Here is a 13,586-nt window from a genome sequence, read left to right on the forward strand (position 1 = left end):
CTTAAGTTATTAACTATACAATCTATTTTTTAATTAGTCATTTATCATTGGTCATCTGTGATTGCTCTGTTGTACTTCCTTGTTTCACTTGTCCCCTCTGCTCCTTGTGGTAGTTACTCTGCGGTCTCTGGTGGTTCAAATTTGTAACCGTAACCGCGAACAGTTTTAATATACTCTGGCACAGTGGTATCTACTTCCAACTTTTTGCGTAGCTGACCGATATGCACATCAACAACTCGTCCATCTCCTACATAGTCACAACCCCAAATTTTTTGAATGAGCTGAGTGCGACTCCAAGCTTGACCCGGATGGCTGGCTAAAAAATGGAGAATATTAAATTCTAAAGCAGTTAATGGCAGTGGTTTATCGTTAAGTGTTACTTCTCGTCCATCTGGGTTAATTGCTAGCTGGTGGAAGACAAGGCGTTGTGCTGGTGAGGAGTTGACTGTGCGGACGCGCCGCAACAAAGCTTGAATGCGAACTTCTACTTCCGCTAGGCTAAAGGGTTTAGTCATAAAGTCATCAGCACCAGCAGAGATAATCTTGATTTTATCGGCTTCGTCAGTCCGACTGCTTAGTATCATGACTAAAACATTGGTGCGACGCTGCATTTCTTGGCAGAGATGATAGCCAGTCGTATCTGGCAAATTCCAATCTAAAATCACTAAGTCTGGGTTCAGTTGCTCAAATAGACTTAACGCTGTCTTTCCATCGGCCGCAGACTCTATTTGATACTTGCGACTTAAAAACCGATATATAAGATTACGGACACCATAGTCGTCATCGACAACAAGAATCTTGGGATTAGTAGCAGGAAGCATCACCATAAGTTTCTAGCCCATTGTTTATATGCTGATTCGCCATGCGATCGCTACTCTACAAGAAGCTATGTTGACAGCTTCTATATATACTTTCATACTTTTTCTTTCAAGAGAAGATTTTTAACTTTACTCATAGACCTCAATTACTGAATATATAAAACTCAATTATTATTATCAATTTGCTGCTACTCACCAGGAATAGTCACTGTCTGAGTTGACTACTTTTTCTGGCTAATGAAGTTTATCTTAGCCTTGACTCTTATACTTCTTGACGACTGATTATTGCTCTAGTGATTTAACACTTTTACATTTCTAACACAATTATACCTGGTCAGACAGGTCTTTTTAAAGGCTTTAATACAATATATGTTGCGAATTATCTAGTGATTTAGGATTAGCCATAACTTGAAATTACGTTGAATAATAAGTATTAGTTTTATTGTATGATTCTAAAGTAATAAAAGTTCATAATCAGCCTTCTCACATCAGTCTATTTCTTAAAAATTAGTATATATAATTCCTCCTCTGTTTTGGCAAATATTTCTATTTTATGCATTAAATTAGAGAATTTTGTCAACATAGCCCTACATGGATATATTTTAAGAATTATGTAAAAATCTGATAACAAGCTGATTTTCTGAGTTACTCTACTTGTTTTAACTGTTGTAACTAGATACCCAAGTTGACGAGATGCTGCTTGTTTATGACAGTTTCAACCTAGCAATTTGTTACGATATATTATCTCTACAAATCGATAAAAAATTCATCGTTCAAAATTTACTAGCAAAAGTTGTAAAATTCTTGATTATTGAGAATATTTAGTATTAATTTTTCTATTTAAGAACAATATCAAACTTAGCTAAAATAGCCTCAAGAAATTTATATTAACGAATAATAAACGATTAATTATAATTTAACCCGTGATTTAATAGTGATATTTTATGTAATAAACAACCTAATTTGAGCAGATCGACTTAACATAAGTCTATCTAAAGAGAGACTTTGCTCATATTCATACTAAAGAAAGAGCAAATAAAACTCTGTTATTCGATAAATTGCTGATCATGTAATCAGCAAGAGATATTTATGGCTAACAATTTAGTAGATAATATCATTCCCCAACAGCCACCCATTGAACCACAATCTGATGTTCATGTACTCAAAGCTCGTTTAGAATGGGGTGAACCAGCGTTTACAATACTGGATGTGCGCGATCGCCAGACCTTTAATGAAGGTCACATTCTGGGAGCAATGCCAATGCCTAGTGATGAAGTGGTAAGCCGTGCAACATCATCTATAGATAAAAGCCGGGATATTTATATTTACGGTGCTAGCGACGAAGAAAGCTCTCAAGCTGTACAATCACTTCGTTCTGCTGGATTTGAGCATGTATCTCTACTTAAAGGCGGTCTAGCAGCTTGGAAAGCTATTGGCGGCCCAACAGAAGGTTCTATTGAAGCCCTAACTCCTCCTGGCGCTGGAGACTATAATGTTGTATCTCGGATGCAAGAACACGCAGAAACTCAGAAAAAAGATGTCTAGCTAAAATATTTAGTCATTAGTCATTAGTCATTGGTGGAACAAATGACTAATGACTGGTTTTAGCTGTTGTTAATGTTCAAATATATCTTTAAACTGCAATAAGTCTAAGGATACGATTGTTGGCAGAGCTTGAAAACATTCTTGCGCAATCTGCCAACGCTCTTCTCTTTTGAGCATGGCAATCAGTTTTTGCTGTACGCTGAGTAAATAGCGAACATCATTAGCGGCATAACTTAGTTGTTCCGTGGATAAATTATCAGCGTTTCCCCAATCAGAACTTTGAGCGCTTTTATCCAACTCGACTTTTTCTAACTCTTGGACGACATCCTTCAAACCATGACGATTGGTGTAAGTTCGAGCTAATTTACTAGCTATTTTGGTACAAAATACAGGCTGGACGGTAATTCCTAGGTTGTAACGCAAGGTAGCAACGTCAAAGCGTGCAAAGTGAAATACTTTTAGGACATTGACTGCTTCCAACAGTTTTTGTAAGTTTGGTGCTGCGGTTTGACCTTTAGCGATACGAATTGCAGTTACTTGACCTTCTAGATTGCACAGTTGAACGAGACAAAGGCGATCGCGCTGTGGTAGCAACCCCATTGTTTCTGTATCAACAGCGATCGCCTCTGATTTTAAATACTGGGAGAGTGCAGCGTCACTAAGGTCGCGATCGCTTACCTGAAAATCTTGTAATGTCATGAATCACTTAAGAATAAATGCAGTGTCGCATAGAAGCGGATTTTACTAGACACTACATTATTATTGTGCAAAAAAATCAGAAATTCTAGTGGTTTATGTCATTAGTTGCGATCGGTGCATCAATCCGTAGTCATGACTTTAGTTCTGAATTTCGCAGTACTAAAGCCCTGAGTACGAACTTCTGCTAATTTTTGCGTTTAACTACTAGTTTGTCCGCAAGAAAATCTGCGTGAGATAGACTTCACCTTGTTGATTGGCAGCCACACCTATTCCTGTGAGATTATACTTACCCTGGATGTTTTTGAGATGACCAGGACTGTTTAGCCAACCAGTAATAGCTTGTGATGCAGGATCGCTATATCCTTGGTTAAAAGCCACATTTTCTCCTGCACTACTGTAGATAATGGGGAGAACAGTTACTCGCTCTTTAAATCCCTGATGGCTAAATGGAACTTTCCCGCTAGCCATATTTTGACTATGAATTCTAGCCTGTCGAGTGATACTTGCATTGAGGCTCAACTTTGGCAAACCAACAGAAACACGATATCGATTAACTTTATCAAACACTGATTTTTCTAGAGATGTTGTGTTAAAAGCCGTAGTTGATGCTACACCTTGAGTTGCGGAAATCGATAAAGGTTTATTATTAGTAGGTTTGTTTGTGGAACTGTGACCTGGAATAGGAGCAGTTGTTAATCCACTAGCAAGGACAAGCGTACTTAAAGCTATGCCAAAAGCAGTTTGTCGAAACATGAAAATTACTGAATGCCTAGAGTGATAAGACCTCTACTCTAACGTATTATTCCTAGCATAAATACTAGGATAATATGAAGGATTGATGAACTTTAAAAAGTTTGCAATTACTTTACAGTAACTAAAAGATATCACCTCCAAAATTAAACAATTAGAAAGCGCTAATCGTGATTACAATATGTTTGCTTCCTCGAATATATAAAAATGATGTGAATCTTTAAAAAAGATAATGTAGTATCCTCTAGACAAATGTCTCAGTAACTACATTTTTCATTAATTAATTCAATGTATCTGTTCGCAATGTGATACCCATTCGTGTCATATCAGATTATTTGCTGGACAGATAATGTAGTAGCAATTTTGAGCAAAAAGGTTAATTTTATATTTTTTTAAAATTTTAAAAATTTATACTAATTCAAATAATGTTTGCGACACATGAATATACTCTAGAGGACAAGGCATTGCCTTGCCCCTAGCATCTGTCTCATTCTTTTTTCAAATTGATATTAGTAGTTATTGATATTTATCAAGAGTTAAAAGCGCAACAAGGTATCAGAGAAAACATTGGGGCATTGGGCATTGGGCATTTATGATTTCTCCTCTGCTTCCTTTGTGTCCTAGTCCCTAGCGCCCAATGCCCAAATTAAACTATGCAGGATTTAAGAACTTAGCTACAGTTTGTACATCCTTATCACCACGTCCGGAGCAGTTAATGACAATTCGCGGACTACCAGTCAGTTGCGGACAGAGCGTTTCCAGGTAGGCGATCGCATGGGAAGTTTCCAAAGCTGGGATAATTCCTTCTAGGCGCGATAGTCTTTGGAATGCTGCTAAAGCCTCAGCATCTGTCACACTGTAATATTCAGCGCGCTGGGTATCTTTCAAATAGCTGTGTTCCGGGCCGACACCAGGATAATCTAACCCAGCACTAATTGAGTGGGCTTCAATTACCTGTCCATCCCGATCTTGCAGCAAATAGCTCATGGCTCCGTGCAATACACCAACCTGTCCTTTTGTCAAGGTAGCAGCATGTTTGTTAGTATTTACGCCTTCTCCAGCTGCTTCAATACCAATTAACCGCACAGCAGGCTCATTGACAAACTCATAGAATAGCCCCATTGCATTAGAACCACCACCAACACAAGCCATGAGAATATCTGGCAACCCGCCCCACTTCTCTTGAGCTTGAGCGCGAGTTTCTTGCCCAATCACAGCATGGAAATCACGTACCATCATGGGGTAGGGATGGGGGCCGGCTACTGAACCCAGGATGTAGTGAGTTGTTTCTACATTTGTTACCCAATCGCGAATCGCTTCAGAAGTTGCATCCTTGAGGGTTCCTGTTCCCGCAGCTACCGGACGGACTTCTGCACCCATTAATTTCATGCGAAATACATTTAATGCTTGGCGTTCCATATCGTGAACGCCCATATAAATAATGCATTCCAGCCCAAAACGAGCGCAAACTGTTGCTGTAGCTACTCCATGTTGCCCAGCACCAGTTTCGGCAATAATCCGTTTTTTGCCCATGCGCTTTGCTAGGAGTACTTGACCTAGGGCATTGTTAATTTTGTGAGCGCCAGTGTGGTTTAAGTCTTCCCGCTTTAAATAAATTTGCGCCCCTGTACCATCTGGGCGAGCATAATGAGCAGTTAGACGTTCGGCAAAATACAAAGGTGTAGCACGCCCTACATAGTCTCGCAAGAGTTGTTGTAGTTCGTTGAGAAACTCAGGATCGTTACGATATTGTTGATAAGCTGCTTCTAATTCCGCCAGCGCAGGCATCAGTGTTTCCGGGACGTACTTACCGCCAAAGCGTCCAAAGCGTCCTTGTGTATCGGGAACAGAAGCAGTAGATGGGGAACTTGGAGATATGGGTGTGGTAGTCACGGACTGATCTCTACGATGGGACGAACTTTATTATAGAAAAGTCTGGGCTGTATAGGATAAAAAGTGCGATCGCTTGCTGCCAATCTAACTACTCCAAGCTTTACGACGGAGGGTTTTCGTGTATTTTGAATGTAGTTGAGCTAAGAAAGACAGAGGGCACACTTCCTTGCCTTGGTGACCAGAGGTAGAAGGTTTAAGAATATATTCTTTCCTATGACAAACAGGTTCAAGAGCAGCTAAATTTATTTATGAACAAAAGTAAAAAATTTATTTCATTGCGTAGAGGCAAAAAATCCGATGTCTTAGTCAAATGATTACCCATTTATGGGGATTTATACTGCCATCTGTCTCCTGCCTGATTAAATTTTGATTAACATTTATTTCTAGTTATGTCTTCTTCCAAATCTTCTGATAAAAGCTTCGTCTATCGCGAATTTGGTGCTGATAACTCACCTGCGTTAGAAAGACCTATTGCTGAACTTCCTCCGCAACAGCAAAACCTGAAAGTCCAAGCTACCCGCAAAGGACGTAAAGGTAAAACCGTCACAGTAATTAGTGGTTTTCAGTCTAAACCAGAAACCCTGAATGATTTGGTCAAACAATTAAAAACTCAGTGCGGTACTGGTGGCACTGTTAAGGATAATGAAATTGAAATTCAAGGCGATCATAAACAGAAAATAGTGGAGATTTTAACTAAGCTAGGTTATAAAGCCAAAATCAGCGGTGGTTAGGCAGGAAATTTTCTGGAAAGAAGTAGTCAGCGCTTGAAACTAACTATAAATAATGAAGCAGAAGGGAAATGAGAAAAAACTTTACCATCTCAGTTCTACAAAACATTACATAGTTAGCTTGAATCTAGCCTAATTACTTGAGAGGAAGACTGAGCCAATCGGCTGATGTTATCTTTGAAAGGTTAAATACAAGTTGGCTTACTATTAAAATAGCAGGAGGTTTATATGGATTTAGTTAGGATTCTAGCAGCAATTTTTCTACCACCTTTAGGGGTATTCTTGCAAGTAGGGATTGGTAAAGATTTCTGGATAAATATCATCTTGACATTTTTCGGCTATCTGCCAGGAATTATTCACGCTGTATGGGTAATTGCTAGGAAATAGTTCTTCATCAACCAGGATTAGGAGTGCGATCGCTAATTCTACAATTCAGAGCGATCGCACATGAGTTAAATAAAATAAGAATCATCACAAAATAATGGCGTTGCTGTGCGATCGAAGTAAACACAATTCATCCGATCGATTAGCAACGCCTAAATGATTTAATTTTTCTAAAATTCTGGCAATATTTCTTTGGAAATAGGTATTACCTACTCTACATCTTGACAATCAAAATTTACTAGCGGGTTGTTTGATTTGTGGTTGTTTTCGCCCGTTCCTGCTGATAAAATTTGGCAACTTTTTGCACATAGGTAGCAGTAAAGCCACTATTACAGCCTGTGTATTGACCAGTCATCCACCAACAAGCTACGTCAGTTACTGCTGCTGTTTCATTATTGTTACGGGCGCGCAATTGCTGGTTTAACTCGCGGCGTGCGATGCATGAGACAACTTGGCGAGCTGTTTCTGGGCTATTTTCAAACTGTGTTGGTGTAATCTCTTTTTTCAAGCAAGTTCTTGCCCAACCTTTGAGAGTTTCTGGTTTAACTTGCCATTGACTGTAAAGTCCGTCGTTTTGGGAGCCAGTTTGTGGTGCAGCTTGTCGCAGCGCCTCTACCATTGCTGCAACTTGAGCATTGGCAACCTGTTGTTGTGCTTGTACTGACAATAATGGCGACAGTCCTAGGCTGACAACCACTCCGCTAAGTATTAATCTTATGAAGTTTTTTCTCATGACTTTGGACTTGATTTTTAAAGGCCAAAGTTCAGCATACTACGTATTTACACTTCTTAATAATTGTCTATTGAATAGTAAAACTTAGCTTTCAGGAGAATTTGAGCATTAGACGACAATTTTTGCAGATATAAATCTAAGTATTTATTTTTGCTATGACTACTTATATAAATCTTTGTTTTCTCTTATTTGCTTAAAAACCCAACAAAGCAACATGCAGCACGCGAGTAGGAACACAGCAATGCTGTGTCTTGAAGATTATTTCATCCTGAATGTTAAAAATTAGTCTGGATACAAATATCAAAGATGTTTTTACTGGTAAATTGTTAGGCAAAATGCCCGTAAACTTACGGGGATGCCGGATTGTGCAGCACAATCCACGCCAGAAGTACTTCCAATATTCTGGCTTAACAATTAACTTTTAATTCCGAAAAACCATGAACGCAACTTGGCTTGGAATAACCCAGGTAATAGAAATTGGTTTGTCGATGAGGGTGCAGCAATTTTTAGCACAATCACCAACTTTACCACCGGAACAACCCGCTGTCAGCCAGGGGATTACGGATTTGCAAGGTCTTGTCAACCCGATAATTCAGTTTATGCCCAAAGTGCTGGCGGCTGTAGTAATTTTGTTAATTGGTTGGTTACTGGCGGCGCTAGTTGCAGCGGCGACGCGAAAAGTCCTCAATCGCACGAACATAGATAACCGCATCGCCTCAGGAGTAACGGGTCGAGATGATGTGCCCCAAGTAGAGCGATTCATCTCTGGCTTAGTTTTTTGGAGTGTCATCCTGTTGACGGTGGTAGCTGTCTTACAAGTTCTCGGACTGGAAGTAGCTTCTCGACCACTGAATAATTCTCTCGATCAACTTTTGGGCTATTTACCAAAATTGGTAGGTACAGCAATTCTTTTGGGTATCGCCTGGGTAGTAGCTACCCTTGTCAAGATGTTGACAATGCGCGGACTCCGGGTACTAAGGTTGGATGAGCGCTTGAACGAAGAAACAGAGGATGGTGCATCTGGCTTTGCGCAGTTGTCTGCTAGTGAAACCATTGCTAATGCTCTTTACTGGTTCATCTTTTTACTATTTCTTGTCCCCGTTCTCGATACTTTAGGACTGAGGGAGGCATTACAACCAGTAAAAGTGCTGATTACAGAGATTTTGTCAATTCTGCCGAATATTTTAGCGGCGACACTGATTGCTGCTGTTGGCTGGTTTTTGGCGAATATTATCCGCAGAGTAATTAGCAACTTGTTAAGCGCCACAGGAATCGACCATTTAGGTAGTCGGTTTGGCATATCGCCAAATGTGGGGGTTCAATCCCTGTCGAATATTTTTGGCACAATTGTCTATATTTTGATTTTGATTCCGGTAGCGATCGCAGCTCTCAATGCTTTGAAAATTGAGGCGATATCAGTTCCTGCGATCGCTATGTTACAACAGATCCTCAATGCTTTACCTGCTATTTTTTCCGCGATCGCAATTTTGATTTTGGGCTATTTTCTGGGGCGGTTTGTGGCCGATTTAGTTACTAGTATCCTGACTAGCCTAGGATTCAACAACATATTTGCGGTACTCGGTTTGCCATCTCCAAGACCAACAGCCGTCTATACTGAAGCTGGCGCACCTGTATCTACACCAACCCGTACCCCATCAGAAATTGTGGGGATTATTGTCTTAGTCGGGATTATGCTGTTTGCGACGGTAGCAGCAGTCAATATCTTGAATATTGCCGCCTTGACAGCCTTAGTATCGGGAATTTTGATTATATTCGGGCGGATTCTCTCAGGATTAGTGGTATTTGGGATTGGATTATTCTTAGCCAACCTAGCTTTTAGCATTATTGCTAGTTCGGAGAGTTCCCAAGCCAGAATTTTAGGACAAGTAGCGCGTATTGCCATAATTACCTTAGTATCCGCAATGGCACTGCGACAAATTGGCATAGCTAGCGATATTGTGAATTTAGCATTTGGTCTGTTGCTAGGTGCGATCGCTGTTGCTATTGCCCTAGCTTTTGGACTTGGTGGACGCGATATTGCCCGCGAACAAGTTAGAGAATGGCTAGACTCTTTTAAAAGTAAAGGGTAAAAAGTCAAGTTAGGGCATGGGGCATAGGGCATAGGGCATTGGTAATTTGTCCTTCCCTGCGTCCCTGCTTATCTTTGTGCCTCATTTGGTAATAGCAAAAGAAAAAGTCTGGACAAATTGACCAGACTGGAAACAACCTTATCAAACACTTATTGAAAACTGAATTATTTACCTGCAAGCATTGCTTTTGTAGCAGATTCCCCAGCTTTGACTAAATTCCGCCGCAACTGGAATACTAATAAGCTCATCATAGTCCAGTAGCTAAGAATTGGCAGCAAGGCTGTGATAGGTGATAGATATTTGCCATCGGGAGAAATCGCAAAAATTGGCCCGATTATTGAGTATAACCAGAGAAAATTGTTGTCTCTATAGGAAGAGGTAAATATAGCTACAATAATCACTGGTAATATAATCGCTGTGCCAACAGTAGCCGCCGACCAAAATACACGATTGTGATTTTTGGTGAATAAAAGTAGTTGGGCTAAGGCTGCATAAACCATAGCTAAACTCACAGATAGTACGAGGGCAAAAAGCGCATTGAGTTTGTGACTGGCTGAATATTGAGAAAGTAAGACTAACCCGCTAATGGCAACGCTAGCAATTATGGCGTTGATTGCGATCGCGATCAATCCAGGACTTTTTTCGCCCCAAATTAAATCTTGCACTAGTCGGCTATCTACTAATCCTTTAGCACGCGCAGTTCGGCGATAACGTGCCCAATCTTGCAGAGTTTGACGATGAGGATTGAGAGCAGCAATTAAATAGAGAAATAGCCAAAAATCCAAAAACAACAAACACACTAGATTTTCAGCAAGCTTGTAATGGCCGGGATCTGATTCTAAAACTAATCTTGACCAATTAGCTAATCCTAAAGTAATCAATGCATAGCAAGCTGTTAATAAATAACTTTGACGCTTGCTCAACATAGTAGTATTTGGATCGCGGAAGCAACGGTTTAAGGATTGCCAAATACAATATGTTCCTAAACCGTAAATTATCAGAGTAAAGCCAAGTGTGGTATATAAACTATCGCCTACAGACAAAGAAAACCATTGAAAATTAATTAATCTGGCACTAACAGATGAAAATGTAGAACTAATAGCGGTATCTGGAATTAAGTAAGTCGGATTAATCAATCTAGCAAAAACTAAGGGATAATCATCTGAGAGTTCTACAGCGGCTATACGCATAGTCACAATGAGAAAACAAAGAACTACACCCGCACCTAACCAAGATTGAAATCCTCCTAGCCAAGAACCAACTAAGCCAAATAGCAGTGCAGCACTATAGAATAAAATGCAGGCAGCAACTACTACTATATAAAAGCTGAAAGTCTCAGCTAAGGGAATTTTCCCCGCTAAAGCTGACAATAAATGCAAAGGAATAGCTAACAGTAAGCCAATAAATAGTAAAATTGGCACGCCCAACATTTTCCCCGATAAAATACTTTGGGGTGATTGTGGACTTAGGCGAATAAAATTGAGTGTCTCGCGCTTTTCTTCAGATGCTAAATCATTAATTATTAGGTAAGCTCCAGCAGTTAAAAGTGTAAAACAGCCAATAATGCTGAGCCAGGTAAATACATCCAAATACCATAATTGCCAGTTGATAATTATATCGCCAAATTCATCAACAAGGCATTTACGTTGATGAAAAGACTCCGGCGTGCCTGTGCAATATTTATGGGAAGGACTGTATACTAACTCCAGCTTATTTGGTAGCTGGGTTTGAAAATACATAAATAGGAGAAACTGACCCAGCAAAGAGATAGCAGCAGACAGTATTAAGTTGCGTGGCTTTAGTCTTCCTTTCAGTTCACGCAAAAGTTGCGGATTCCAGTCTCCTACTTGATTAATCCAGTTGAGATTCATAGTAAAGGTTCTCTTTGATTATTAGTCATTGGGAAACAGTTAACAGTGAATAATTTGACTCCGCTCAGTAACCACAGTCAACCGTCAACTGTCAACTGTCAACAATCCCTGTTATTTACGTCCTGCTAACAACGCTTTTGTTGCTGACTCTCCTGCTAAATTAATTTGCTTTGTTAACTGAATGTTTAACAACATGATGACGCTTAAGTTAGCTATGAGGGAGGTAAAAATTCCCATCATGGCTGAATTTTCTAAACTCCAAGGAAAGTTAAAAAATAGCCAAGCTTCAGGATTGTTAGTGAGTGTAATACCTGAAAGTCCTAAAAACATTGGTGGTAATATAATTGTTGCACCTACAACGCCTGCTGCCCATAAACTACGTCTGGGAGTTTTCATTAACAGTAGTAATTGAGCTAATGTGGTATAAATCATCATTAGGCTAATACATAAAACCACACCTAAAATTGACTTGAATCTTCCCAGAGAATTAACCCAATCTACGGCGTTATTATGGTGAATATTCAACATAGGTGCAATGACAATCCAAACTATTAGGGGGGTGGTAGCGATCGCTAAATTAATTAACATCGCTAAAAGGGACGGACTTTTTTCATCTACAACCCAATCTTTTAACAAAAATTCATCGCTAATATCTCGCATATTAGGAGTATTTTGGTGGCGATATCTTGCCCAATCTTGGATAGTTTGGCGGTGTGGTGAAAGAATTGCCAGCAATGCAAATAATAGCACTATGTTAAAGAACGCTATGAAAAGGAAATTACTCCCTATTTGGTGATTCACATCATAATAGGTAGCAATATTGCTATAGTTGGGGAGATAATTTTTATGGTATTGTAAAGTAAAACCCCAAAAAATTACTTGATAGCTGGCTACTAAAAAATAACTTTGGACTTTGTTAATCATCGCTCCTTCAGGATTACGGAAGCGGCGTTTCATGCCTTGCCAAGCCCAATAGATGCCGACACCATAATTAAACAAATATATGCCAACTAAACCAACGAGATTTTTACCTACTGGAATGTAAAAAAACTGCAATTCCCGTAAAGATGATTCATCTTTTTTTGGCAAGCCATAGCCAATCATATCAAAGGGGCTTAAAAGCCTTAACCAAGTGGCTGTATTATGCCATTCTCCACTACTATAATTCCAACTCTGGAGACATATAAATAGGAAGAGAAGAACTAAACCACTGCCTAGCCAAGGTTGAAAGCCGCTAAAAAACCGACTAATTAAACCAAATAAAAGTGCATTACTGTAGAAGAAAATACAGCTAGCAATAAGAACTAAATAGAAGCTGAGAATTGAGACGACAGGAATATTTGCAGAAATTCCTGCCCATAAATTTAAAGGTATGGCAGCTAAAATTATCAGGTAAATTAGCACTGGCACACCCAGCATTTTACCTGTCAAAATAGTTTTTTCTGGCTGGGGACTGAGGCGGATAAAGTTCAATGTCCCACGCCGATCTTCTTGAGCTAAGTTAGCAATCAGCAAATAAGTACCAGCAACTAAAAGTGTGAAGACAAACATCACGCTCAAAGTCACATATATATGTTGCCAATGCTCTTGCCACCAAAGTTGCATATTTAACTTTTCTGGTGGACAGTAGCTCTGATATAAAAGTTTATCAAGCTGAGAATGTTGAGATTTGAGCGATTGTAATTGTTCTTTGAGTTGCTGAATTTTGGCTAGATCGTAGTTTTTTCTACCGCTATATAAATTGATTTTTTGTTGAATTTGATCGATAGTTTGATTGACAGCATTAAACTGTAATTGATAACCTTGGCTCAGCTTGCAGTATGTCCCTGACATAGGATATGTTTTAGTAGGGAAATCGCTAAATTGATATACATAAACTCCAAGTTGAGTCAGTAGGGATATTGCCAAAGCAATTAATATGTTGAAGACTTTTAGGCGACCTTTTAGTTCTCTAAATAATTGGGGATTCCACTCACCGAGTTTGTCTATGAGATTGAATGTCATGGGAAAAATTCTCCAAAAAACAAAGTAATAATTCGTAATTAAGAATCACAGAATAACGAGTATTTAACACT

12 protein-coding genes are annotated in these 13,586 nt (G+C 39.4%); 5 read left to right on the forward strand and 7 right to left on the reverse strand.

Annotation, left to right across the window (positions count from 1 at the left end; all coding sequences use genetic code 11):
• Window positions 1-113 precede the first annotated feature (113 nt).
• Window positions 114-827, reverse strand: coding sequence for a response regulator transcription factor (locus H6G41_RS19555; protein WP_190747846.1), 714 nt, complete (start codon window positions 825-827; stop codon window positions 114-116).
• A 1,080-nt stretch (window positions 828-1,907) separates the two neighbouring features.
• Between H6G41_RS19555 and H6G41_RS19560 the strand changes: the two genes are divergently transcribed.
• Window positions 1,908-2,363: a rhodanese-like domain-containing protein gene (locus H6G41_RS19560; protein ID WP_190747847.1), complete on the forward strand. Its 456-nt coding sequence runs from the start codon at window positions 1,908-1,910 to the stop codon at window positions 2,361-2,363.
• A 69-nt stretch (window positions 2,364-2,432) separates the two neighbouring features.
• On the opposite strand, the gene H6G41_RS19565 is transcribed toward H6G41_RS19560, so the two are convergent.
• The 3 genes from H6G41_RS19565 to trpB all read right to left on the reverse strand — a co-directional run bounded on the left by H6G41_RS19565 (window position 2,433) and on the right by trpB (window position 5,705).
• Window positions 2,433-3,062 carry a ribonuclease H-like domain-containing protein gene (locus H6G41_RS19565; protein ID WP_190747848.1) on the reverse strand — a complete coding sequence of 210 codons (630 nt, stop codon included), beginning with the start codon at window positions 3,060-3,062 and terminating at the stop codon, window positions 2,433-2,435.
• A 204-nt stretch (window positions 3,063-3,266) separates the two neighbouring features.
• A complete protein-coding gene (locus H6G41_RS19570) occupies window positions 3,267-3,815 on the reverse strand; it encodes a CAP domain-containing protein (protein ID WP_190747849.1) in 549 nt (182 codons plus the stop codon).
• Window positions 3,816-4,463: 648 nt separating this feature from the next.
• Complete coding sequence (gene trpB / locus H6G41_RS19575; protein WP_190747850.1) at window positions 4,464-5,705, reverse strand: tryptophan synthase subunit beta; 1,242 nt, start codon at window positions 5,703-5,705, stop codon at window positions 4,464-4,466.
• A gap of 389 nt (window positions 5,706-6,094) precedes the next feature.
• Here trpB and H6G41_RS19580 point away from each other — a divergent pair, with 389 nt between their 5' ends.
• Both H6G41_RS19580 and H6G41_RS19585 read left to right on the forward strand, forming a co-directional pair.
• Window positions 6,095-6,436 (forward strand): translation initiation factor, encoded by a 342-nt coding sequence (locus H6G41_RS19580; RefSeq protein WP_190747851.1) that lies wholly within the window; start codon window positions 6,095-6,097, stop codon window positions 6,434-6,436.
• A gap of 225 nt (window positions 6,437-6,661) precedes the next feature.
• Window positions 6,662-6,820 (forward strand): YqaE/Pmp3 family membrane protein, encoded by a 159-nt coding sequence (locus tag H6G41_RS19585; protein ID WP_190747852.1) that lies wholly within the window; start codon window positions 6,662-6,664, stop codon window positions 6,818-6,820.
• 235 nt (window positions 6,821-7,055) lie between these two features.
• Here H6G41_RS19585 and H6G41_RS19590 read toward each other — a convergent pair whose 3' ends face one another.
• Complete coding sequence (locus tag H6G41_RS19590) at window positions 7,056-7,550, reverse strand: hypothetical protein (protein ID WP_190747853.1); 495 nt, start codon at window positions 7,548-7,550, stop codon at window positions 7,056-7,058.
• A gap of 272 nt (window positions 7,551-7,822) precedes the next feature.
• Here H6G41_RS19590 and H6G41_RS19595 point away from each other — a divergent pair, with 272 nt between their 5' ends.
• Both H6G41_RS19595 and H6G41_RS19600 read left to right on the forward strand, forming a co-directional pair.
• Entirely contained in the window at window positions 7,823-7,975 is a 153-nt protein-coding gene (locus tag H6G41_RS19595; RefSeq protein WP_190747854.1) for a hypothetical protein, read from the forward strand.
• 12 nt (window positions 7,976-7,987) lie between these two features.
• On the forward strand, window positions 7,988-9,640 hold the full coding sequence (locus tag H6G41_RS19600) for a mechanosensitive ion channel (RefSeq protein WP_190747855.1): 1,653 nt from the start codon (window positions 7,988-7,990) through the stop codon (window positions 9,638-9,640).
• 164 nt (window positions 9,641-9,804) lie between these two features.
• On the opposite strand, the gene H6G41_RS19605 is transcribed toward H6G41_RS19600, so the two are convergent.
• Together H6G41_RS19605 and H6G41_RS19610 are read right to left on the reverse strand one after the other, a co-directional pair.
• On the reverse strand, window positions 9,805-11,511 hold the full coding sequence (locus H6G41_RS19605; protein WP_190747856.1) for a hypothetical protein: 1,707 nt from the start codon (window positions 11,509-11,511) through the stop codon (window positions 9,805-9,807).
• 111 nt (window positions 11,512-11,622) lie between these two features.
• Window positions 11,623-13,515, reverse strand: coding sequence for an ABC transporter permease (locus H6G41_RS19610; RefSeq protein ID WP_190747857.1), 1,893 nt, complete (start codon window positions 13,513-13,515; stop codon window positions 11,623-11,625).
• Between the last annotated feature and the right edge of the window lie 71 nt (window positions 13,516-13,586).

Origin of the sequence: Tolypothrix sp. FACHB-123 (assembly GCF_014697075.1) — a bacterium.
Classification (GTDB): Bacteria; Cyanobacteriota; Cyanobacteriia; order Cyanobacteriales; family Nostocaceae; genus Aulosira.